Below are 24,007 nucleotides of genomic sequence, written 5' to 3'. Positions count from 1 at the left end.
TGTTAAAATATAAGGACTTTAATAATTAGGAATGGAGACTGGTCAATGATGTTACATGAAACATGGCAGAATAATAACTTAAAAACTGTTCGGGTGAAACATACTGATGCACAGAAATACAAAGTGAACGATATGTTGACTGAAGGAAAGACTTATACTGTTGTAAATGAAACCGAAGAATACATTTTCGTCAAGGATAACTCCGGTAAAGTCGGAGGTTACTATAAGACATACTTTGAAGATGTGACCGGCTGATATGAAACATCATAAGTTTGAACATGAAGATTCAACGATTAAAGAAGACTCCCTGAACATTTTAAAACTTGGGAAGAACCTTTTATTAAAAGGACCGACCGGTGCGGGGAAAACGAGGCTTGCAGATGATCTTTCCATGGATATGGGCCGGGACATGATCAGTATCAACTGTTCAGTGGATATCGACATCGAAGCATTACTCGGCTTTAAAACGATTGAGTATGAAGATGACAGACAGGAAATCGTCTTTATCGACGGACCGGTGGTCCGTGCAATGAAAAATGGTTTCATATTGTATATTGACGAAATAAACATGGCGAAGCCGGAAGTGCTCCCGATTTTGAATGCAGCGCTCGATTACCGAAGAACAATGACAAACCCGTTGACCGGCAAAGAAATCGTGGCACATGAAGACTTTTTGGTCATTGCTGCCATCAATATAGGTTATGCGGGAACCATGCCTATGAACGAAGCACTGCTCAACCGCTTTAATATCGTGGAAATCGATTATGTGTCCAATGAAGCTCTTTTAGAAATTTTACAAAAGCAAAGTATTCAGGATGATGAAGATATTTTGAAAAAATTGACTGATTTTCATAAAGACCTCGTCACTATGACCAGACAGGGCCAGATATCAAAAGAATCCTCCAGCGTCAGAAGCTTGATAGATCTTGCGGATTTGAGCACCCTTATTACAGAATCAAGAGCACTAAAAAGAACGATAATAGATAAACTGGATAATGAACAAGAGAAAACTGCAATTTATAATGCTTTTAAACTACACTTTGAGTTGTGATTGAAATATGAGCTATTCTTTTATTAAATTTAATGATGAACTCGTCGACTCCAAAAATATGATGGAACTGACTGATTTGTGCCGTCTGCTTTTCGAAGAACCGAATTTAACAGTCAGTGTACGAAAGCACTCATATTACAATCCCCGGAAAAAGGTCATGAATTTCAGCATGTTTTGGAAGCACCGTCCGGACATAGCTGAGCTGGATGGATTTAAACATGATATTTTCACACACTATACGGCGACATCTGTGCTCGACTACTCCGAGTATGATGAATTGAAAAACAAAGATAAACTGCTTCAGCAGATATTCCTTTCCATAGAGCATTTAAGGCTTAGAAAAGGCAGTGTTGAAAGAAGGCCGGTAATAAAAAACCTCTTTGAAGAAGGAGACCGGATTCTTAAAAATTATTATTCAAAGCAGACTAAAAACACGGCAGATGAATTTTTACAGCTTCTGAACTTAAAACTACTGGATTTTGAAGAAGAAATGGAATTTTACGGTTCAACTTTTGAATTTTCTTCCAACTCTACTGCAGAAAGCATTGAAATTGCCCGGGAATTCCATACGCGTCTCACCGATGAATTTAAACTTGACAATCAGTCAGTCATCTCTTTACATGACATTTCTTTCAGTGATGTTCATGAATTTAATAAGACCAGTGAATTCAGAAAAGATCCGCAAAGTTTATCTTCCGATGACAGCTACGATGATGAAGACGATAAAAGTGAAGTAGATACCAAAACAAGCGGCGCTTCTAAAGAGGCAACCGTACTCGGAGAAGTGGGGGACGCTCTCAATGCTCAAAAATCCGACAGTAAGAAAGTGAACATGTACGATGATGATGTTTCTGAATTTAATGAAGGTTTTGGAAAAAACACCGGCAGCAATAAATTCAGGGACCAATCGTCAACCAACCAGCATGCACTGCTTGAAATCTCCCAGCCTAAAGTGAGATTGAGTGATTATCAGAAATACCGCGAACTTTATAATCGGTACGGACAGCTTACGAAAACAGTGATAGGGGATATACAGCAGCTTCTGAATTTTAAGCTGAATGAAGTCCGTAAGCATCAATCCAGCGGTAAACTGATGAAAAATCCCGTGATGCCGATAATAGAAGGCAGTCATAAACTGTTTATAAAGGAAGATTCGGAATCTGCAGATATCGATGCCATCTTTACGCTGATTGTCGATCAGTCGTTTTCAATGGAATCGCACTTGGAAGAGACGATTTCAGCCGTGATCGTTTTCAACAATATACTGAAATCACTGAATATCAAACATCGTATCATTTCACATCATGAAGATACTTTCGAAGTGACTCCGAATAATTTCCCCAATAAAATATACGAGCATTTAACTTTTGAAAAATCACAGTATTATTATCCCGTTTCAATCCTCGGTATTGAATCTTCAGGAGACAACAGAGACGGATTCATCCTGAAGCATGAAATATCATTGCTGGAAAACCATAGTGAAGCAGATCAGTTCATCATCATGTTTTCAGACGGACTGCCAAGTGCAGAGAATTACAATCAGAATGGGATTGTCGATACACATGAAGCAGTGAATATTGCGAACAGAAAGAATATCAACGTCATCAATATTTTTATAAGTGAAGACAGCGACGAGCAGACACTTGAATCAATTAAGGATATATATGGAAACAATACTATCATCGTCAAGCATGCTGAGGAGATTCCTGACGCAACAGCAAACCTGCTGAATAAAATATTACTGTCAATTACCAGATAACCCTGTAATTAACGAATTTGTCAAATATCTGAAAGTTTTAAATCTTATGGACTTTACTGGTATTATCATGTAAACTGGTTCTATAATTTCAGTTTACACGGAGGTTCGCAAATGAGTAATAAGAATGTTTTCGTAGTAGGTTTTATGCTGTTTGCAATGTTCTTTGGTGCAGGTAACTTAATATTCCCGCCTGGCCTTGGATTTGTAAGCGGCGAGTATTTTTGGCTGGCAATTCTCGGCTTCGTCATTACCGGGGTCGGTCTGCCGTTGTTGGGTGTTATTGTAGGATCGATTTCCAAAGAGGGCTATAAAGAGTCTTTAAAGGCGATTCATCCAGCATTTGCCATCGGACTGCTGGTTGTAATTTATCTGACGATCGGACCGTTTTTTGCGATTCCGAGAACTGCAACAACTGCATATGAAATGAGCCTTATTCCATTTCTTGATTCGCCGAGTGCCATTGCACTATTAGTCTTTTCCGTAATATTTTTTATAGTAGTATTTGCCTTGAGCTGGAATCCTGGTACTCTGACTGACAGTATAGGTAAAGTTCTGACACCGATATTGTTGATTTCAATACTGCTTCTTGTGGGCACTGCGATTGCAATGTACATATCAAACCCTGTAAATCCTGCAGGAGAAAGCTTTAATGTCGATGCACCATTCTCAGCAGGCTTCCAGGAAGGTTACTTGACAATGGATGCCATTGCTGCCATTGCCTTTTCTGTAATCGTTCTGAATGCGATACGTGCCACTGGCGTCAAAAATAGGAAAGCACTGTTATTTGGGACAATAAAGTCTGCTTCACTTGCAGCACTTCTACTCGGACTGGTCTATGTTTCTCTGGGCTGGCTGGGTAATAGGGTGGATCTTGGCGGCTCTGCACCGGATGAACAGAATCTGGGTACGTACCTTCTGACGTTCATTTCATCTGATGCATACGGCGGTTTCGGGGCAATACTGCTGGGTATTATTGTGCTTCTGGCATGTATAACTACCGCCACAGGTCTAATTGTTGCAGTGAGTGAATACTTTAACAGTATTATCCCTAAAGTACCTTACAAAGTATTTGTAGTAGTATTTACTCTGATTTCATTCGGCCTTGCCAACCAGGGTCTGGATCAGGTAATTACAACAAGTGTACCGGTACTATCCATCATTTATCCTATAGCGATGGCTTCTGTACTCTTGTTAATATTCAGTTATTTTGTACCGTCACCAAGGATGGCACTGCAGATACCAATTGTACTGATTATAGTTACAAGCATCCTTGCAGTCATTCACAGAAATGAGTGGGCTGATTTATCATTCATGGAGGCCATGCCGTTATTTGAAACTTCATTTGAATGGATTCCATTATTGATTATCGGCTATATTATCGGCTATCTGATAGGCATGAAAAAAGAAAAGGTGTCATACACTTAAAATCTGAAAGGAGAAGGCTGTGCTCTTCTCCTTTTTTATCGTTTATTATAAGTTTTTCATATAAATCCTTCGCTATTTCTTATCATCTGCAAGTGTTATAATAAAGTTAACTTATGATATAGAAAAGAGATGAGTAGAAGTGAACTATATCATTCCTGTTTTTATGGACGTAATCGTCCCAATTTTAATCCTTCTTGGAATTGGATTGCTTCTTCAGAAAAAGTTCCAGTTCAGACTGAGACCTATCGCCAACCTGGTCACTTACTGTTTTATGCCGGCAGCAGTATTCATCAATATCTACTATGCTGAAATCAACTTTTCCCTTGTCGTTCAGCTGTTTTTATATCTTACTTTATTCATATCCATTTTAATCATTCTAAGTAATATATTCAGCCGGCTGCTGAACCTGAAAAGGGCGGAGGCGACCGCCCTGAAAAACAGCATATCTCTGATGAACTCCGGGAACTATGGTCTGCCGGTCAGTCAATTGGTATTCAGCTCCAATCCACTGGGTGTATCCGTCCAGATTATTGTTCTTGTCGTTCAGAATCTATTGACTTTCACCTATGGTTTATACAATTTGATATCAACTTCAAAAACCATCCTTGAATTATTGAGGGACCTGCTTAAACTGCCCATCATTCATGCACTGGTCATCGCACTGCTCTTCAAGGTTTTTAATGCACCGATACCGACATTCCTGCTGGTGCCTATAGAACAGCTGGCAGGGGGCTTTGCAGCACTCGCATTGATTTTACTTGGTGCGCAGCTGGAAAGTATTAAAATAAGATCTTTCCAAAAAGTGATTCCATGGAGTCTGGCAGGCAGATTGATCATGGGGCCGGCTGTTGCATTAATTTTAATATATACACTTGGCATTGAAGGTGTGATCGCCCAGTCATTACTCATTGCCAGTGCCTTTCCGACATCACGGAACACTGCAACGCTTGCACTCGAGTATGATGTAGCGCCGGAGCTTCACGCGCAGATTGTGCTTTACAGTACATTGCTCAGCAGTATTACAGTCACCTTTGTAATCTTCCTCGCTATGCAGCTCTTTTAACATGTAACTCTTTCCTGTAGGATAATATATAACAAATCTTACAGACGGGGTGTTATTTTTATGGAAAATGGAGCAGGGTTTTGGGTGCGACTGGGCGCAAGAGTCGTTGATCTGATCATTATAGGCGTCATTATATTTTTATTCATCGGTATTTTCTCACTCGACACAGGGAGCAGGGCAGTGCAGTCTTTGGAAGGAGTCTTTTCACTGTTGTATTATGTACTGCTGCCGGTCATTTGGACTGGATATACTATCGGAAAACGTGCCTTCGGCATACGAATCATCAATGAAGACGGGGCAGATGTCGGACTGTTCCAAATGATCATCAGAGATTTTTTGACACCGATTCTTTATGCAGTGACTCTGGGTCTTGCGGCTGTCGTCTCGGCGGTTATGATAGGGGTTAGAGAGGATAAAAAGGCGATTCATGATATATTTGCGAAAACCAGAGTGGTTTACAGAAGATAAGAGGATTAAAAATAAATCCGGAGCATCCATAAATCAGGGGATGCTCCGGATTTTCATTTGAACAGATAATTAGTATCTGTGTTCTTCTTTAAGCTGCAGAAGTCTTGATTTCAGATCTTCTTCCATCTGGACAAGTTCAGTTTCAGCTTCTTTGCGTTTTTGAGAACCTTCAGCCTGGATCTGTAATGTCTCTTCGATGGTAGTAACCAGGTTATCCTGTGTCGTCTTCAGCGTTTCAATATCGACGATGCCTCTTTCGTTTTCACGTGCTGTCCTCAGGGAATTCTGCTTCAGCATTTCAGAGTTTTTTGTCAGTAATTCATTCGTTGTGTTTGTCACTGCCTGCTGTGCTTTTGAAGCTGACTCCTGTCTGAGCAGTGTCAGTGCGATCGCCATCTGGTTTTTCCAAAGTGGTATGCTTGTCAGAATGGAACTTTGAATCTTTTCCGCAAGTGTCTGGTTAATATTTTGTATCATGCGGATCTGAGGTGCAGATTGCAATGTAATCTGTCTGGATAGTTTCAGGTCGTGCAGTCTTTTTTCCAGACGGTTGACGTATTGCATCATATCATTGACATCCTGTACATCCATCTGATTGCTTGACTGGTCTGCTTTTTCTCTCAGTGAGGGCAGGACTTCCGTTTCAATCTCCTCTTTTTTCAGTTCTGCAGCAGCGATGTAAATATTAATCGCATCGAAGTAATCTTTATTCTGATCATATAGATTATCCAGCAGATGTACATCTTTCACGAGGATTTCTTTTGCATGTTCCAGCTGGATACTGATCCGGTCGACCTGGGATGCCACGCTCTGATGTTTGGATATCAGTTCATTGACAGACTTTTTCATGCGGCCGAATAAACGGCTGACAATATTTTTCTTATCATTGGTCAATTCATCAGGGTCGATTTCTTTCAGTTTCTTCATCAGGCTTTCCAATGTCTCCCCGATAGGACCGACATCCTTGGACTGCACTTCATTCAGCATCTGATGTGAAAATTTTGAGAGGGCCTGCTGCGCATTCGAACCATAGGTGATCAAAGCATCGTTGTCCAATGGTTCAATTTTGGATTTTATATCATGAATGCGTTTCATATCATCCTCACTGAATCTCTCTTTGAATGTAGTCAATACGCTTTTATTGCCATCCTGTACGGCATCCTGCTGTTCAGGCTGGAGAGAGGGGAGGTCTGAGGCCTCTCTGGACGCAAAGGGATCATTCAAAAGTTCATCTTTTAAATCTTTTTTATTATCTTGATTCATTATTTTCACTCCTACGGGCTTTTACTTTTTCCTGTTCCTTTTTAGGGATTTCCACTTTTTGTTCGTGCAGCTTGTTATCAAGCTGCATTCTTTTGTCAGTTCTGCGCTTATTCATGCTTATGATTTCTTTTTCTACTTCAAGTGATTGGTAAGTCGAGCGGTTCATATGGGATAGATTGGCCTGAAGTGTTCTTTTCAGTTCCAATAAAGAAAGACGGGTTTCATGCAGTTTGATTTTCTCATCTTTTGATTTCCCCGGCATCTTATACAAAAATAAATACTGTTCAATCGTATTTACCGCCGAATCCAGGTTTGAATGGAAAAATTGCTGCACATTATAAAATATCTTTGGATCATCTTCGACTGTATTGATTATTGATTTTACGATGCGGTTGATATCAAATATCAACTTCGCATCTTTCAGAGTACGGATATTATAGTAGCTTTGCCTGAGGCGGTTCAGTTTTTCTTTGGCTTCTTTCATCTGATTTTGAATATATTTATATTCACTTTTGGTCAACCCGTATTCTTTCAATTGTCTATTCTGGCTTACAGACTGGGTCGGCAGGTAAGCTGCAAAAAATCCACCTGCGCCGACGAGCACATCATAGATAAGGTGGATGTCCAAAGCGAGCATAGAAATTAAACCAGTCACTATCGAAACCGGTAAAGCAACAATCGATGCAGTCCAATGTGAAATCTTAAATTTCATTTGTAACACCTGCAATCATTATAATGTTTTAAATTTCTGGTATTTGTCATCAGTATCCACAGATTGGACTGTGTAATCCTCGACGGACGAACCCGGGGAGGCGCCTTCTGAAACTTCCTTAATGAAAGTTTCAAGAGCATCTTTATCTCCCTGTGCCATGATTTCGACATCTTCCGTCAAATTTTTTGCATATCCTGTAATGCCCAGTTTATCAGCGATCATTTTACTGTGATATCTAAATCCTACACCTTGTACTCTTCCGCTTAAAGTGATAAGTTTTGCTTCCATATTCACACCTCTTATATATAATTATAAAACCTTATACTTGATATTGCTAATTATTCGCGTATATAATATGTCTATTATCTCATAATAACAGATAGGGGTTTTAAAATGTATCAAGTGGCCGTGTTAAAAGCTGATTATGAAGGTTGGTGGCTATTTGAAGGATGGCAGAATGATTTAATCAATATCAAAAACTTCGACTCTGAAATGAGCATGATGGATTACTATGAAAAATTAATCAGGCAGATGTCTGAGGAGTACCATACTTATCAAAAGGGAAAGTACCATCTGATAGCATTTTATAATGCCTGTGAACTCGAATATTGTGAAGACTGTGAAGAAGATCTTCAAATATTTTATACACCTTTATGCATGAAAGATAATACTTTTATGGAAGTGCCGAAGATTATGAATATTTTATGAAATTGGGTTTGCAAAAGTGTACATTGTCTAGTATACTTTAAGTATCAATAGGCAATAGAAACATATTAAAGAAAGACTAGATTTTCTAATTTTTCAGGTTTATGCTTTTATTCACTATTGTAATACAGTCTTTTTGGAGGAACAATTAATGAAACAAGGTACAGTAAAATGGTTTAATGCAGAAAAAGGTTTTGGTTTTATCGAAATCGAAGGAGAAAACGATGTATTCGTTCACTTCTCAGCAATCAATCAAGAAGGTTACAAATCTCTTGAAGAAGGTCAATCAGTAGAATTTGAAGTAGTTGAAGGCGATCGCGGTCCACAGGCTGCCAACGTTGTTAAACTATAATTAAAAAATTAATTAACGATTGTCATAGATTGTAAATTAAACCCCATTACTTTATAAGTAATGGGGTATTTTTATTGCCCTTATTCTTCTATGAGTACATCATTCTGGATAAGCTGATCGAGTGTCTGACGCTTGATTACCTGCTTCACGCCATGCGGTGAGATGAAAATGACTGCAGGTTTCTGCATCTGATTATAATTCGATGCCATGGAGTAGTGATAGGCTCCAGTTGTTTTTACAGCTACATAGTCACCACGTTCAATAGTCGAAGGCAGTGGTTTATTTTTACCTACAATGTCTCCTGACTCACAAAGTTTTCCGACAACATGTGCAGACACGCTCTCTACGTCGTCAGTTTGCTTTTTAACGGGTATTATATCATATTCGGCCCCATAGAGCGGTGTACGTATATGGTCGCTCATACCGCCGTTTATGGACACATACCTGCTGACACCAGGGATATCTTTGACCGTGCCAACCTCATAGACTGTGACAGCCGCTTCAGCAGCAATCGAACGCCCGGGTTCAATCATGACGTGAGGAAGTTCAAGGTCATATTGAGCGCACACTGTTTTCAGCTGTGTAAGGATTTCTTCAAAACCTTCCTCAATCGGAAATCTGATATCATCTTCAGTGTATCTGACACCAAATCCGCCGCCCATATTCAATATTTCTATTTCAATCTCATGATCATTCAGCCAGTCATATACAGCAGTCAGGGCATTGACGAACGGTGCCGGGTCTGACAGCTGGCTGCCCAGGTGGTAGTGAATACCTTTAAAATTTAAATTCTCAGTTTTATCTATGTCTATAACGGCTTTCAGAGCCGTACCATCAACGATGGACATGCCGAATTTGCTGTCTGTCTGGCCGGTGGATATAAACTCATGTGTATCCACGTCCACCCCGGGATTCACTCTGATCAGCACATCGACGGGTGAGTGGGCAAGGTCATTCAGCAGTCTCACTTCATCAAGTGAATCGATGATGAACAGCCCGACACCCTGTTCGAGTGCAAATTCCAGCTCTTCGACGGTTTTATTGTTTCCGTGAAACTTGATCAGTGATGGTGAGAAGCCGCCTTTGATTGCTGTATAAAGCTCTCCTGATGAAACAACGTCGATTTCCATATCTTCTTCTTTTAATAAGTTGATCATCTGCAGGGCAGTGAATGCTTTTGAGGCATATGAAACTGAATAGTTTTCCAGGTGGGAAGAGAGTACTGCATGAAAACGCCTCATCATGTCCCGCATATGGACTTCATCATAAATGATGAGTGGTGTGCCGTACTGGTCTGCCAGATTAGTTACATCCTGGCCTCTGAACTGAAGTTTGTCATTATGATATTCAAGAGTCATGTATAATCTCCTTTGTCAAAGTATTGTAGTTTAATGTAGCAAGCTGTTCGGAGTTGGCGCCGACACCTTTAAATGTGTATTCATCCAGCCGCATTTCCGGATGATATATATACACTTTATCATTAATGGAAACATCTTCGTCAACCTCTACGAGCATATGGCTCATCATCAATGTGACGATGGGATATCTTCTGCCGTTTATCAGACAGTCAAATTCTGCCCGTTTTCTGAGCACACCGTCACCGTAGCCGATATCCACTACAGCCACTTTCGTTTTTCTGTCAGCGACAAATGAGCCGCCATAACCCATTGGCATATCTTCATCCATATCCCTGATCTGTACAACAGTGGAATGAAGATCGAATGGCTGCATGAACAGATCATTATTTAAACCGGAGTAGGGCTTGGAGCCGTATAATCCGATACCAAGCCTTGTGTGGGTGTGCCCCTCAAGCAGTCCATCCCTCGAGAAGCTCGCTGTATTTTGAGAGTGGATATATTCAGGCTCAATGTCCAGTTTTTTGAAATGTCCAATAAAATCCAGCCAATTTTGCCGTTCAGTCTCATAAACACCGTCGAATTCATCAGCATAGCCGAAGTGGCACCATGCTCCTTCTATATTGAATCTCTCATGCTCATCCAAAGTCATTTGATGATTGAGCACCTCCTGCACCTCGCTGAATGACTCAAATCCCGAACGGTTAAACAATCCTGCATATTCTATGTGCACATTGATTCCGTTCAGTTCCTCATAATACTTGTTGTAGTAATCGAGAGAGGGGAGGGTCATGCTTAAATTCAAAGATTTTACGAACTCAAATTCATAAGTCGGATTCAATAGAAATACCATTGACTCCTCAGTGATTTTTCTTATTGCTTCCGCTTCTTTCAAAGAGGTTGTTGCAAAAGCGGTGATACCCGCTTCTAGAAATGCCCGGACCGCAAGTTCCAGCCCGAAGTTATAGGCATTATTTTTCACGACGGCAATTGTTGCTATGCCGCTTTGAACCTGTTTTGCCTGTGTGACAAGTTTTTCTCTGTCTATCGTCAATATCCCGCTCATATTATCAACCTCAGTTACTATAATTCTTCAATATATTTTCATAATAATCAGCGACTTTAACCAGCACCGACTCGTCAAAATTAAATGTGGAAGTGTGCAGGCTGCTTGTAAAGCCCTGCTCTTCATCCTGAGCTCCGACAAATATAAAATATGTCGGCGCAATTTCATCGTAAAAGCTGAAATCTTCCCCGAACAAATACGGCTTATCCTTTATGACTGCTTTCATGCCTGCCGACTGGACACTGTCGTATACGACATTCTGCAGTGCCGGCGTATTTTTAACAGGGGGGTAGCCTTCATTGTATGTCAGTTCTATCTCACAGTCATACAAATTCATCGCGCCGGTCTTTATTTTTTCCATATGATTCTTTATGATGCTCAGATCATTTTCCTCATATGTTCTGATCGTACCTTCGAGATAACCGTTTGACGGTACAGTGTTAATCGCTTCACCCGCATTCATCTGTCCGATATGGATGATGTTCCTGTTCAGGCCGTCCAGGTGAAACTGCTGGATCTGTGTGATTTCCCGTGTGATGAACATTAGAGATTCGACTGCAGATTTACCGTTATGCTTATTTGCTACATGTGCAGACAAGCCGTTAACATAAAACCGGTATTCAGTCGCACTTGCCGTAATCTCATTATCCCGGAAGAGGGCAAGGCCTGTTTTTTCATCAGGCATGATATGAATGCCGAAAATCGCATCGATTGCCTGGCTGTCCGTCCAGTTGTCTATAAGCTGTTTGGCACCGGCCATCGTCTCTTCACTCGGCTGGAATATGAAATGGCAGTTGTGCGGAAGTGCACCGTCATCTTTCAAACGTTTGCACCTTTTTAGGAATAACAGCAGCGCGGCCGTATGTCCGTCATGACCGCACGCATGCATTACGCCTTCATTTTTACTTTTGTAGTCCACATCGTTCTCTTCGTGTATTGGCAGCGCATCAATATCCGCACGAAATCCAAGGGTTGTATTACTGTTCCCTTTTAAATACGCAACCACCCCTGTAGGAAGTGGTTGCGTATAATCAATACCCAGAGATTCAATGATCTCTATTATATATGATGTTGTTTCGGACTCATTCATGCTGAGTTCGGGATTTTCATGCAGATGTCTTCGATGTTTTGTTACAAATTCAATCTCAGTCATTTAATTTCCTTAATGCAGAGACAATCTCTCTTTTTGAGCCTTCAACTTCACTTGCCTGCTTGATGACTCTCGCAGGCGTACCCGCAACGACTGCACCTTCAGGTACATCTTCCGTGACGATTGCGCCTGCTGCCACAATGGCGCCTTTACCGACACGCACTCCCTCTAAAATGACTGCGTTTGCACCGATCAGAACATCATCTTCGATAACGACAGGGGAGGCGCTTGGCGGTTCAATGACACCTGCAAGCACTGCACCTGCACCGACGTGAACATTTTTACCTGTTGTTGCACGCCCTCCGAGAGATGCATTCATATCAACCATCGTGCCTTCGCCAACGATTGCACCGATATTGATGGTTGCACCCATCATGATCACTGCACCATCCTCAATCACCGCATGCTCACGGATGAATGCACCAGGTTCGATACGTGCTTTTGTATTTGTCAGATCTTTTAATGGAATAGCTGAATTTCTGCGGTCCTGTTCAATTTCTACCTCTGTAAAAATATCTTTATTGTCATTATAGAATTCATTGAATTCATCATAATCTGCAAAGATTGTCTTTGAACTCCTGCAGCCAAAAACTTTAAAACTTTCAGGGAAGGATACATCCCCAAAACTTCCATTTGCATATACTTTTACTGGTGTTTCTTTCTTAGAATCCGATATATATTGAATGATTTCCTCTGCTGTAAACTTTTCCATCAATTATTCTCCTTTAAATAAATTATTATAATCGTAAAAACCGTTATCTTTTTTCTGTAACACTTCTGCTGCTTTTATCGCGCCGTTTGCAAAAATCTCTTTTGACTGTGCGCGATGTCTGATTTCTATCACTTCATCAAGTCCTGCAAAGAGGGCAGTATGTTCACCGACAATAGTCCCGCCCCTGATGGCCGATACACCGATTTCCTCTTTGTCTCTCGCCTGATAGACATCGGAACGGTCATAGACGGCGTGACTGCTGTCGCGATGCTCAAGTGCCGTGTCCAACAGCTTGACCAGCGTGCCGCTTGGAGCATCAACCTTTCTATTATGGTGGGCTTCGATAAGTTCAAGATCGAAATCATCCAGCTGTTCCAGTGCACTTTGCAGCAGGTTGTTCAGAACATGTACACCATAGCTCATATTCGCACTGAAAAAGACCGGGACGTTTTGACTTCTTGACTTCAGTGTTTCGACGATTGTATCTTTTTCCCCTGTTGTTGCTATGACAACAGGTGTTTTAAAATCTTTTTCAATCAATGGAAGCAGCAGCTCAGGATTGGAAAAGTCAATCGCCACATCTGCCCCGGCATCATCAATGTTATCATATTCCGGATAGTCAGAATCGTTTGTGCGTGCAATGACACCGACCACTTCATGTCCCGCTTCCGTCAGCAGACGTGCAGTGATTTTATTCATTGCACCATAGCCTATGAGCAGGACTTTCATACTCTTGATCCCTCTTTGAAATTCTCATATGCTTTTACAATTTCATCACGCGTCTGTGTTTCCACAGGCAGTAAAGGCAGTCTCAGTTCATAGTTGCCGAAGCCGAGTTCGCTTGTCAGAACCTTGATCGGAATAGGGTTGACGTCAACCTGTACCGCATCAATTACCGGCATGAGGCTGGTGAATGTATGCTTGGCAGTGTAGTCGCCTGCAGCCATTCTTTCATAGACGTTCTGAAGTTCTCCCGGGATGACATTGCCCACAACACTGATCAGCCCTTTGCCTCCAAGCTGGATGAAATCGGCAAGGTTATCATCATTGCCGCTGTATAATACAAATTCATCCTGATCGATCATGTTCAATACTTTGATAGTATAGTTCAAGTCTCCAACCGCATCTTTCAATGCGACAATATTAGGATGGCTGCTAAGTTCAAGTACTGTTTCAGGTTCGATCGTCATTCCTGTTCTGCCTGGCACATTATAAAGAATGACAGGTATATCGATTGCATCTGCAATCGCACTGAAGTGTGCGACAAGGCCTCTTTGATTGGACTTGTTGTAGTACGGAGTGATCAGCATCACACCGTCTGCCCCTGCATCCATTGCAAATTTCGACAGTTCTATCGAATTCATGGTGGAGTTTGTACCTGTGCCGGCAATGACCGGTACACGGCCTGCAGCTGCTTCGATTCCCACTTCAAGCAATTGTCTGATCTCATCACTTGTCAGAGTAGGGGATTCTCCTGTCGTTCCATTGATGATCAGTGCCTGTGTATCGTTTTCGATCAAATATTCTATATGTCTTCTAAAAGCGTCAAAGTCTACTTCGTTATTATTAAACGGGGTGGTTATTGCAACGCCAATACCTTCAAAAATCGGGTTCATATTTAACACTCCTATTAATTATTATTATCCATCAATGACTTCAGAATCTGGACCGTGTTCTGTGCCGCGCCTTTTAATAAGTTGTCTCCTACACACCAGACATGGAATGTGTTCAAAAGAGTAGGGTCTTTGCGAATTCTGCCGACAAAGATTTCAGAACGGTTTGCTGCGTCAAGCGGTGTCGGATATTCATTCTTTTCCGGGTTATCCATGACTACAATGTGAGGAAAGCCTTCAAATGCTTTTTTCACTTCGTCCACTGTTGCCTCTTTATCCAGAGTGACGTTCATCTGGACTGCATGGCTTGTGATGATTGGTACTCTGACACATGTCGCTGTGACTTCGATCGAATCATCTTCCAGTATTTTCTTTGTTTCATCCATCATTTTCTTTTCTTCTTTTGTATAGCCGTCATCGAGAAAATCATCGATATGAGGCAGGACGTTGTTGTAGATGGGGTGGGGGTAGGTTGTCGGCTCAGCGCCATTGGCACCTTCCTCCAAATCGCGTATGCCACCCTCGCCGGAGCCGGAAACACTCTGGTATGTTGCATAATGAACTCTCTTGACTCCAAATTTATTTTGCAGAGGCTGCAGTGCGACGACAGATTGGATCGTTGAACAGTTCGGGTTCGCTATGATTTTTCTTTTTAATTTTGGTTTATTTATTTCAGGGACAATCAAATCGACATCTTCTTTCATTCTCCAGTGACTGGAGTTGTCAATGACGATTGCACCGCTTTCTTCAAAAAGTGGGGCGAACTTTTCACTGGTGGATCCGCCTGCACTCATGACGACATAGTCAAATTTTTCCTGTGCTCTTTCTTCAGTAAGTTCTTGAATAACATATGTTTGTCCACCGACTGAAACTTCCTTGCCGCTGGATCTTTTAGAAGCAAATAATACCAGTTCATCATATTTAATTTCATAATGCTCCAACATTTCAATTAATTTGCTGCCTACAACGCCTGTAGCGCCAACAACTGCAACTTTCACCATTAAAATTCCTCCTAAAAATGTTATTAAAGAACGAGATAATTGTCAGACAATAAAAAAAACAAGTCCGGAATGCCAGACTTGTCAAAGTTTAGATACAAGTGATGCACTCCATTATCATTATAATAATGACAAGTCATTAGCTCTTAACCTAGTGACCCAACAGCCTGTCTCTCGAAAAACAGACCATTTCGGCATCTTACCCTTTCACTTATTATAATCCCCGAGAATTAATGATTAATAAGTTACTGATGATCGATGCGCCTCATCTCGCTATTTAATTATTAAATATCATTATACCCACTAACTTTGGGAAAGTAAACCTTAAACTTTTAAAACACCTTTATCTTTCAAGTATTCTTCGTAAGTGGACTCTTTGACGATTGCACCTTCAGGTTTAAGTTCAATCACTTTGTTTGCAATCGTATTGATGAATTCGAAGTCGTGGGAAGTGAATATGATCGAACCTTTGAACTTCTTCAATCCTTCATTCACCGCTGTAATACTTTCCAGATCAAGGTGGTTTGTCGGCTCATCCAGCAAAATGACGTTCGCTTTGGACAGCATCATTTTACTCAGCATTGCACGCATTTTTTCTCCACCTGATAATACGCTTGCTTTTTTCTTCGCTTCTTCACCACTGAAGAGCATTCTGCCGAGGAAACCGCGGATGAATGTTTCTGTCTGCTCATCTTCAGGTGCATATTGACGCAGCCATTCGACCAGGTCGATATTTACACCTTCGAAGTACTCGGAGTTATCTTTAGGCATATAGCTCTGGGTAGTCGTGACGCCGAATCTCACTTCACCCTCGTCAGGCTTGATTTCACCTGCAAGAATTTTTAAAAGGGTAGTGCGGGCAACTTCCGTGTGACCCATCAATACTGCCTTGTCATACGGATTTAAAGTGAAACTTACATTATCAAGCACTTTTTCTCCATCGATGGAATGAGTCAGGCCGTTGACATACAACAGGTCGTTGCCAATTTCACGCTCAGGGGTGAAGTTGACGAAAGGATATCTTCTGGAGGATGGTTTGATATCTTCCAGCTCAATTTTTTCAAGCGTTTTCTTACGGCTTGTCGCCTGTTTGGATTTTGAAGCGTTCGCACTGAAGCGTGCAACGAAATCTTTAAGTTCCTTGATTTTCTCTTCTTTTTTCTTATTCTGATCCTGTGCCATCTGCAGTGCAAGCTGGCTGGACTGATACCAGAAATCGTAATTCCCTACATATAATTGTATCTTTCCAAAATCCAGGTCAGCAATATGAGTGCATATGTTATTCAGGAAATGACGGTCGTGGGAAACGACGATGACGGTGTTTTCAAAGTTGATGAGGAAATCCTCAAGCCACTGGATTGCTTCGATATCAAGACCATTGGTCGGCTCATCCAGAAGCAGGATATCCGGATTTCCAAACAGACTCTGGGCAAGCAATACTTTAACTTTCTGACTGTTATCCAGTTCTGACATATTTTTATCGACAAGAGAACTATCGATGCCCAGTCCATGCAGCAGGCTTTCTGCATCACTCTCTGCAGTCCATCCGCCCATTTCTCCGTATTCACCTTCCAGCTCGGCAGCTCTGATGCCATCTTCATCCGAGAAGTCAGGCTTCATATATATTTCATTTTTTTCATTCATTATATCGTAAAGTTTCTGGTGGCCCATCAATACTACATCCAGGACACGGTAGTCCTCATAACCGAACTGATCCTGTTTCAATACGGCAAGACGCTCGTCTTTGCCCATGGATACATGACCTGTCTGGGTGTCGAGTTCACCTGACAAAATCTTCAGGAAAGTGGATTTCCCTGCACCATTTGCTCCGATTAAACCATAACAGTTTCCAGGTGTGAATTTGATATTCACATCTTCAAAAAGCTTACGGTCGCCAAAGCGTAAACTTACGTCACTTACTTGTAACATACACATTCTCCTTAAATATATTCCTTAAGCGATAATACCACAAATATGATACTATTAAAATAACATATAAGAGGAGAAAAGTGATGAAACAGCAATATCAACAACTATCTGATATCATTTCAGAATCGCATAACATTGTCTTTTTCACAGGTGCGGGCGTTTCTGTAGCGAGCGGCATACCGGACTTTAGAAGTATGGGCGGTTTATTTGATGAAATTTCCGGCGATGGACACTCCCCGGAATACTTACTCAGCATCAACCATTTAGAAGATGACCCTGATAGTTTTATCAACTTTTACAAAAAAAGATTACTGCTTGCAGATAAATCTCCGAACACGGTGCATGAATTCATTGCCGGGCTGGAACAGTCCGGCAGGTCGACTGGCGTAATCACACAAAATATCGATGGTCTCCATCGTGACGCCGGCAGTGAAAATGTGGATGAGTTACATGGTTCACTCAATGAATTTTATTGTATAGAATGTAATAAGACCTATCATAAAATAGAGGTCATGAACAATGATATTTCATATTGTGTGTGTGGCGGGGCAGTGAGGCCGGACATTGTACTTTACGGTGAAACATTAAATGAATTGACTGTACTCAGTGCGATGTCCAAACTGCAGGCAGCAGATACTTTGATTGTTTTAGGAACTTCGCTTGTCGTTAATCCCGCTGCATATTTGACCACTTATTTCAGCGGTAAAAATTTTGTCATCATCAACCAGGACGAAACCCCGTTTGACAGTGAGGCAAACCTGGTCATCAATGATGACATGACAGATGTGATTAACACGATTATATGACAAATTAATTAGGGGACATACTATGGATAACATATCAGGAACAGTACAATTTTTAGAAGTGATCAAAAAAGAAGGTTCAACTTATCATCTGAAATATGATGATAATACATTCATACGCATGAATGCTTCAGCGACAAAAGAAGAGCATGAAATCAGCGACGAAATCAGTGCATTCATATACCCGAACAGAAGTGGAGAGCTTTTTGCGGCACCGATTGTTCCACAGGTGGCGGTCGGTAAATTCGGTTTTGCAGAAGTTGTGGAAGTGAATAGAGACGGAGCATACATTAATATAGGCTCACCGAGGGATATTCTCATACCATGGGTGGACCTTCCGAAAGTGAAAGATGTATGGCCAAAAGAGGGCGATGAAGTATATACCCAGTTGAGGGCAGAGTCGGATAACCAGCTTTTCGGAAAACTGATATCGGAAGAAGAGGTCGCAGAACGCTTCAGCCCCATTCCACAGGAAGAGTTTGAAACAATCAAGAACAAATGGTTTGAAGCAAGACCGTATCGTCTGCTGAGAGTCGGCACATTTCTTTTGACACCAGACGGGCAGAAAGTGTTCATCCATGAATCAGAGAGGGAAAAAGAACCCAGGCTCGGAGAACTTGTCAAATTCAGAGCAATAGGTATAAACGACAAAGGTGAGATTAACGGTTCATTTTTACAGCAGGCATATAAAAAGATGGATGATGACGCAGAGAAAATCCTGGATTATATTACAGAAAATGATGGCATGATGCCCATGACCGACAAATCGGATCCGGTAGATATAAAAGAGGCATTCAATATGTCCAAAGGCTCGTTCAAGCGTGCCCTCGGCAGGCTGATGAAGGAAAAGAAAGTCGAACAACGAGACGGCGGAACATACTTGAAGTAATTGAATATGGAAAATAACAAGGTATGACATTGAATGTCGTACCTTGTTTTTAAATGATTTTTATTGTTGTTCACTGACAGCCACTACGTATATCTGGTGGTGAAAATTCCCCCGGCTGTCATTATGAGTTATAATATTAATGAGTGAGTGGAACAGGGTGGGAGTAGTGGTCATGTTTATGAAATCAAATGACTGGGAGGGGTTAATTGATGACGAATGATTTTGGTAAATTACAAAACCTGATTCTTGATTTTCAGGAGAATATGAATATGAAGTTCGATGCAATCGACAGAAAATTTGAGATGGTCGACCAACGTTTTGCTGCCATGGACCGGCGACTTGACGGAATGGACAAACGCTTAGATAAAATTGACCTGAGACTGGACGGAATGGACAAACGCTTAGATACTGTTGACCAGGGACTGGACAGCTTAAAAGATGAGATAGTTGAGGTTAAATCTGAAATTTCTGTTGTAAGAAATCAGGTCGTATCAAATTCGGAAAGAATAACTGACCTGCACGAAATAATAGTGGAAATATTGGATGAACAAAGATATTTCAACGATAAAAAAGAGGAATATGACCGTCGGCTCAGCAAAGTTGAACGACGGGTCAGATCATTCTGATGGAAATTAAAAAGCACGTCCCGCAACTTTGCGGGACGTGCTTTTTAATCAGCTATTCAGAATCATTCAAGTGCAGCTTTCTGATAATCTCTTTTTCTTCTTTCGGCCGCTTCATGAACATTGCCAGTATGAATGCGGTGAAAGCAAGTAGCGTACTACCCATGAAGGCCCATTCAAATCCGACGATCTGTGCCACGCGTTCAGCCAGTTCCTGCGGCATCTCCCTGCCGTGTATAAAACTATTCGCTCCCATGGATACCAGTGTGATAAGCATTGCCGTACCGATGGCTGCTGATATTTGCTGCATGGTATTTGTCATTGCCGATGCGTGTGAATACCACTTCGGCGGCAGCTGGTTCAGTGCAGAAGTAATTACAGGCATGAGTGCCATCGATAATCCGAACATCCGGACTGCATATATTACAGTCAAATAAGTGAATGTTGTATCCAGTGATAAATTCGTAAACATGAATGTTGTAACCGTCACAATACCAAGGCCGGTCAACGCCAGCCATTTTGCGCCATAACGGTCATACAGCCTGCCGGTGATCGGCGACATGATCCCGATGACTATCGCACCTGGGAAGAGCATCAGACCAGACTCCAGCGGAGTGAATTCAAGCACGTTCTGCATGAACAACGGCAGCAGTGTCTCTGCACCGATCAATGAAACCATTACGGTCATTGAAATGATGATTGCAAGTGTAAATATTTTAAATTTAAATACTCTGAACTCAAGCATCGGTGTTTCAAGTATCAGCTGTCTCCAGACAAATAACCCTATAATAATAATGCCGGCAGACAGACTGGTCAGGACGACCGGGCTTGTCCATCCTTCATTGGAAGCGATGCTGAAACCATATAAAAACGAGCCGAAACCGGCAGAAGATAATACGATCGAAAGTACATCAATCTTCGGTTTTCTGAGGTCAGTCACATTATGAAGGAACAGATAAGCTGTAATCATCGTGACTGCGACAATCGGCAGTACAGTGATGAACAGCGAACGCCATGAAAAGTTCTCCAGTAAAAATCCTGACAATGTCGGACCGATTGCAGGTCCGAAAGCGATGACGATACCAATCATACCCATGGCTGTGCCGCGTTTATTGACCGGAATGATTGCAAGCAGTACCGTCATTAAGAGCGGCAGCATGATACCCGACCCCGATGCCTGTACTATACGTGCGAGCAGAAGCACCGGATAAATCTGTGCAGTCGCTGCGATTGCCGTACCCAGTCCAAATAATCCAATTGCAGTCAAAAATAAACCTCTCGTGGAAAAGCGGTCGATCAAAAAGGCTGAAATAGGTATCATAATACCATTCGCCATTAAAAATGCAGTGGTCATCCACTGGACCTCTGCCTGTGTAATTCCAAACGCTGCCTGGATGGATGGCAGTGCTGTTGCCAGTAAAGTTTCATTCACAATTCCCATGAAGGCACCTGTTAAAAGTGCAGCAATCATCAGTGCCTTATCCTTTTTCGGCAGATTCCAAGAATTCTCCGTATGATCCATTTTATTATCTCCTTAATATTAAGCGCCTTTAAAACACAAGAGAGATAATATCACAATCCTGACCAGGATGGCAATCAAATGCGTAATATAATTTTATCATTGAAAAACATGCATGGCATAGAGCCATGCATGTCCGATATTGTTATCCTTCAATCTCTTCAGTTAATTTCTCCAGTTCATCCACCAGCTCGCCAATGTAGGCGATAGTATCTTTCAAAGGCTTATCGGTGGTGATGTCGATACCCGCCATTTTCGAAAGTTCAACCGGCGACTTCGTACCGCCTGCCTTTAAAACTTTCAGCCAGTCATCGACTGCAGGCTGTCCCTCATCCAATACACGTCTGCTCATCTGTGTTGCGATTGTCAATCCGGCTGAATAAGTGTAAGGATATAATCCCATATAGTAGTGGGGCTGTCTCATCCATGTCAGTTCGGCATTTTCTGAAATGACGACATCTTCTCCCCAGAATTCTTCAATCACACTGCGTTTCAACCGGTTCAAATCGTTGGCACTCAGGCTTTCATGATTGTCCACTTTTTTATAGACTTCACGCTGATAGGCAGCTTCAAGCAGATGTGTGACAAAATTGTGGTAATAAGTTCTCGAAATGATTGAACTGATTACCCAGCGCTTGAATTTAGGATCCTTCGAATTTTTAAGCAGATGATTCGCCATCAACATCTCATTCATAGTACTCGGTGCCTCTACAAAGTAAGTTGAGCTTCTTGCGTCAAATACATTCTGTTCACGGTTCGCATTATAAAAATGCCCCGCATGGCCGAGTTCATGAGCCAGTACAAAAACTTCCGTCATCAATGATGTCCATGAAATCAGTATGAATGGATGGGAACCATACGGGCTCGCACAAAATGCACCGGTGGATTTCCCTTTGTTCTGAACGAAATCTATCCATCTTTCATCATAAGAACGGTTGAGCATTTCTGTGTAATCTTCACCCATGATACTGAGCGCATCCGTTATATACTTTCTTGAGTCCTCAACACTGATTTCCGGTTCACTTGACGGATCTAAGGAAATCTTAAGGTCTTCATAACGCATCTCATCCAGACCATTCACTTTTTTGAGCAATTTGGCATATCTTCTCATATGCGGTGCGAGGTCTTCCATTATAAGATCAATCTGGCGGTGGTATAATTCACTGTCCACTTCCTGAGGGTGCAGCAGGTAATCTGTCACAGAGTCAAAACCTCTTAAATCTGCTGTCGTCTTTTCTTTTTTCAGGTGAATATCATAAGTGCCGGCCGTCGTATGTTCATATTCCTTAAGTTTGCCGTAAAATTTCTTGTAGGCATTACGGCGCACTTCTGTATCCTGGTGGCTTTCAAGCTCACCCTCATAAGCAAGATAGGATAGTGGTATATCTTTACCGCTCGCTTTAAATGTACCGAAGTCTATATCCAGCAGCTTTGTCTTCTGATATAAGCCGTAAGGACCGTTAAAGACGTTGGAGTATGCCGCCAGTGCCTTCTCAACTTTTGCATCCAACTGATATGGCTTGTTCCGGATCAGTTCATCAACGAAATTTTCGTACTCTGAATCTTTCTCTTTGATCGAGTTTAAAAATGATTCGTCCTGAGCTAACAGGTCACTTCTCAAAAAGCTCGTGTCTGTACTGAATTTCGCACTTGCGTTACTCACTTTGGTGCTCAGTTTCTGAGCGTCTGCATCACTCTGGTCTGCTGACAGTCTCAGACTCGCATATGTGCCGATCGGCACCAATTTTTCGACCAATTGTCTGAAGTCGTCCATCGCAGCAACCGCTGTATTCAAATCATCCATTTTTCCTTCATACTTTGATGCAAATTCAGAAACTTTCTTCAAAAAATCTGAGATTGCACTTTCACAGTCACTGTCCGATTCGAACAGCGGCGTGAGATCCCATGTATATTTTTCATCCACTTCATGTCTTGATTTTAATTCTCCCATTTGTTTGACACTCCTTTATAATTTCGGAAACCGAAGTATAATATTATTATACATGAATATTCTGATAAAATACATTAATTTATATAAAATCTGTTCTAATGGATTTAAATGAGATATTATGAAAATAAGAAGGGGTGAGGCAATGATAGAAGATGTTTGGTTTTATATAAACAATACGCTTATGGTCATCATATTATCTTTTTTAATACCGTTCTTTAAAATAAAGTACTGGTGGCTTATGCCGACAGCATCATTAGTTATAATGGGGCTGGCAGGTTTTATTTTGCCGAATTTCAATGATGAACTGAGCTTTGAACCTTTAGTCGGCTATGCTGTGTTCCTAATGGTATTATCTATCGTGGTGACGCTGCTGGCTGTGATGTATGCCCGCAAACGAAAAAAAGAAAAGAAAGCGAGAGCCGCTGAAAAAGATTTTTTGAATGATGAAGCAGGGAATGATAAAGAGATATAAAGCGATTAGAAGCCCGACCGGGTCATCAACCGGCAGGGCTTTTTTATTTGGATAATACATAAAAAGTTACTTTTTACTTTATTTAAGTCGTCAAATTCGTCATACTTCTAATTAAAGGGGCGGGGAGGA

25 protein-coding genes and 1 riboswitch are annotated in these 24,007 nt (G+C 41.4%); of the genes, 12 read left to right on the top strand and 13 right to left on the bottom strand.

The window, feature by feature from the left end:
* The first annotated feature begins 48 nt into the window (after positions 1–48).
* The 6 genes from BLR15_RS03685 (at position 49) to BLR15_RS03660 (ending at position 5,766) form a co-directional block, all read left to right on the top strand.
* The gene (locus BLR15_RS03685) at positions 49–255 is read left to right on the top strand and encodes a DUF6501 family protein (protein WP_092985022.1); all 207 of its coding nucleotides are present in this window, start codon (positions 49–51) and stop codon (positions 253–255) included.
* Position 256: 1 nt separating this feature from the next.
* Complete coding sequence (locus BLR15_RS03680; RefSeq protein WP_092984798.1) at positions 257–1,051, top strand: AAA family ATPase; 795 nt, start codon at positions 257–259, stop codon at positions 1,049–1,051.
* A 7-nt stretch (positions 1,052–1,058) separates the two neighbouring features.
* A complete protein-coding gene (locus BLR15_RS03675) occupies positions 1,059–2,810 on the top strand; it encodes a vWA domain-containing protein (RefSeq protein WP_092984796.1) in 1,752 nt (583 codons plus the stop codon).
* A gap of 111 nt (positions 2,811–2,921) precedes the next feature.
* Positions 2,922–4,235 carry a branched-chain amino acid transport system II carrier protein gene (gene brnQ / locus BLR15_RS03670; protein ID WP_092984794.1) on the top strand — a complete coding sequence of 438 codons (1,314 nt, stop codon included), beginning with the start codon at positions 2,922–2,924 and terminating at the stop codon, positions 4,233–4,235.
* 163 nt (positions 4,236–4,398) lie between these two features.
* Complete coding sequence (locus tag BLR15_RS03665; protein WP_143003924.1) at positions 4,399–5,298, top strand: AEC family transporter; 900 nt, start codon at positions 4,399–4,401, stop codon at positions 5,296–5,298.
* Positions 5,299–5,358: 60 nt separating this feature from the next.
* Positions 5,359–5,766, top strand: a complete 408-nt coding sequence (locus BLR15_RS03660; protein ID WP_092984790.1) for an RDD family protein — start codon at positions 5,359–5,361, stop codon at positions 5,764–5,766.
* Between the two features lie 69 nt (positions 5,767–5,835).
* Here the strand turns inward: BLR15_RS03660 and BLR15_RS03655 are convergent, their stop codons facing one another.
* From BLR15_RS03655 to BLR15_RS03645, 3 genes are all read right to left on the bottom strand, one after another.
* Entirely contained in the window at positions 5,836–6,861 is a 1,026-nt protein-coding gene (locus tag BLR15_RS03655) for a toxic anion resistance protein (RefSeq protein WP_407927532.1), read from the bottom strand.
* Positions 6,862–7,015: 154 nt separating this feature from the next.
* Positions 7,016–7,741, bottom strand: coding sequence for a 5-bromo-4-chloroindolyl phosphate hydrolysis family protein (locus BLR15_RS03650; protein WP_092984786.1), 726 nt, complete (start codon positions 7,739–7,741; stop codon positions 7,016–7,018).
* 18 nt (positions 7,742–7,759) lie between these two features.
* Complete coding sequence (locus BLR15_RS03645) at positions 7,760–8,029, bottom strand: acylphosphatase (RefSeq protein ID WP_092984784.1); 270 nt, start codon at positions 8,027–8,029, stop codon at positions 7,760–7,762.
* A 105-nt stretch (positions 8,030–8,134) separates the two neighbouring features.
* Here BLR15_RS03645 and BLR15_RS03640 point away from each other — a divergent pair, with 105 nt between their 5' ends.
* Together BLR15_RS03640 and cspA are read left to right on the top strand one after the other, a co-directional pair.
* Positions 8,135–8,449: a DUF1033 family protein gene (locus BLR15_RS03640; RefSeq protein ID WP_092984782.1), complete on the top strand. Its 315-nt coding sequence runs from the start codon at positions 8,135–8,137 to the stop codon at positions 8,447–8,449.
* A 148-nt stretch (positions 8,450–8,597) separates the two neighbouring features.
* Positions 8,598–8,798: a cold shock protein CspA gene (gene cspA, locus BLR15_RS03635; RefSeq protein ID WP_017548994.1), complete on the top strand. Its 201-nt coding sequence runs from the start codon at positions 8,598–8,600 to the stop codon at positions 8,796–8,798.
* A gap of 80 nt (positions 8,799–8,878) precedes the next feature.
* On the opposite strand, the gene lysA is transcribed toward cspA, so the two are convergent.
* The 8 genes from lysA to BLR15_RS03595 form a co-directional block, all read right to left on the bottom strand.
* On the bottom strand, positions 8,879–10,156 hold the full coding sequence (gene lysA, locus BLR15_RS03630; protein WP_092984780.1) for a diaminopimelate decarboxylase: 1,278 nt from the start codon (positions 10,154–10,156) through the stop codon (positions 8,879–8,881).
* Entirely contained in the window at positions 10,146–11,219 is a 1,074-nt protein-coding gene (locus BLR15_RS03625) for an alanine racemase (protein WP_092984778.1), read from the bottom strand. The genes lysA and BLR15_RS03625 overlap by 11 nt, the downstream gene beginning before the upstream one ends.
* Positions 11,220–11,229: 10 nt before the next feature.
* Positions 11,230–12,372: a M20 metallopeptidase family protein gene (locus tag BLR15_RS03620; protein WP_092984776.1), complete on the bottom strand. Its 1,143-nt coding sequence runs from the start codon at positions 12,370–12,372 to the stop codon at positions 11,230–11,232.
* On the bottom strand, positions 12,365–13,081 hold the full coding sequence (dapD, locus tag BLR15_RS03615; RefSeq protein ID WP_407927514.1) for a 2,3,4,5-tetrahydropyridine-2,6-dicarboxylate N-acetyltransferase: 717 nt from the start codon (positions 13,079–13,081) through the stop codon (positions 12,365–12,367). Before dapD ends, BLR15_RS03620 begins: the two co-directional genes overlap by 8 nt.
* 3 nt (positions 13,082–13,084) lie before the next feature.
* On the bottom strand, positions 13,085–13,810 hold the full coding sequence (gene dapB / locus BLR15_RS03610; protein ID WP_092984772.1) for a 4-hydroxy-tetrahydrodipicolinate reductase: 726 nt from the start codon (positions 13,808–13,810) through the stop codon (positions 13,085–13,087).
* Entirely contained in the window at positions 13,807–14,697 is an 891-nt protein-coding gene (gene dapA / locus BLR15_RS03605; protein ID WP_092984770.1) for a 4-hydroxy-tetrahydrodipicolinate synthase, read from the bottom strand. Before dapA ends, dapB begins: the two co-directional genes overlap by 4 nt.
* A 14-nt stretch (positions 14,698–14,711) precedes the next feature.
* On the bottom strand, positions 14,712–15,695 hold the full coding sequence (locus BLR15_RS03600; RefSeq protein ID WP_092984768.1) for an aspartate-semialdehyde dehydrogenase: 984 nt from the start codon (positions 15,693–15,695) through the stop codon (positions 14,712–14,714).
* A gap of 93 nt (positions 15,696–15,788) precedes the next feature.
* Positions 15,789–15,969, bottom strand: a riboswitch (Lysine riboswitch).
* 47 nt (positions 15,970–16,016) lie between these two features.
* Positions 16,017–17,621 carry an ABC-F family ATP-binding cassette domain-containing protein gene (locus BLR15_RS03595; RefSeq protein ID WP_092984766.1) on the bottom strand — a complete coding sequence of 535 codons (1,605 nt, stop codon included), beginning with the start codon at positions 17,619–17,621 and terminating at the stop codon, positions 16,017–16,019.
* Between the two features lie 80 nt (positions 17,622–17,701).
* Here BLR15_RS03595 and BLR15_RS03590 point away from each other — a divergent pair, with 80 nt between their 5' ends.
* From BLR15_RS03590 to BLR15_RS03580, 3 genes are all read left to right on the top strand, one after another.
* Positions 17,702–18,427 carry an NAD-dependent protein deacylase gene (locus tag BLR15_RS03590; protein ID WP_407927513.1) on the top strand — a complete coding sequence of 242 codons (726 nt, stop codon included), beginning with the start codon at positions 17,702–17,704 and terminating at the stop codon, positions 18,425–18,427.
* Positions 18,428–18,449: 22 nt separating this feature from the next.
* Positions 18,450–19,313: a CvfB family protein gene (locus BLR15_RS03585; RefSeq protein ID WP_092984762.1), complete on the top strand. Its 864-nt coding sequence runs from the start codon at positions 18,450–18,452 to the stop codon at positions 19,311–19,313.
* Between the two features lie 209 nt (positions 19,314–19,522).
* A complete protein-coding gene (locus BLR15_RS03580) occupies positions 19,523–19,939 on the top strand; it encodes a coiled-coil domain-containing protein (RefSeq protein ID WP_092984760.1) in 417 nt (138 codons plus the stop codon).
* A 52-nt stretch (positions 19,940–19,991) separates the two neighbouring features.
* Here BLR15_RS03580 and BLR15_RS03575 read toward each other — a convergent pair whose 3' ends face one another.
* Together BLR15_RS03575 and pepF are read right to left on the bottom strand one after the other, a co-directional pair.
* On the bottom strand, positions 19,992–21,458 hold the full coding sequence (locus BLR15_RS03575; RefSeq protein ID WP_092984758.1) for an MDR family MFS transporter: 1,467 nt from the start codon (positions 21,456–21,458) through the stop codon (positions 19,992–19,994).
* A gap of 142 nt (positions 21,459–21,600) precedes the next feature.
* A complete protein-coding gene (gene pepF / locus BLR15_RS03570) occupies positions 21,601–23,406 on the bottom strand; it encodes an oligoendopeptidase F (RefSeq protein WP_092984756.1) in 1,806 nt (601 codons plus the stop codon).
* Between the two features lie 142 nt (positions 23,407–23,548).
* Between pepF and BLR15_RS03565 the strand changes: the two genes are divergently transcribed.
* Positions 23,549–23,878 carry a hypothetical protein gene (locus tag BLR15_RS03565; RefSeq protein ID WP_092984754.1) on the top strand — a complete coding sequence of 110 codons (330 nt, stop codon included), beginning with the start codon at positions 23,549–23,551 and terminating at the stop codon, positions 23,876–23,878.
* Positions 23,879–24,007: the final 129 nt, after the last annotated feature.

Origin of the sequence: Lacicoccus qingdaonensis (genome assembly GCF_900101075.1) — a bacterium.
Classification (GTDB): domain Bacteria; phylum Bacillota; class Bacilli; order Staphylococcales; family Salinicoccaceae; genus Lacicoccus; species Lacicoccus qingdaonensis.
Note: the sequence above shows the minus strand (reverse complement) of the source record. Positions and strands in the feature narration are given on the sequence as shown.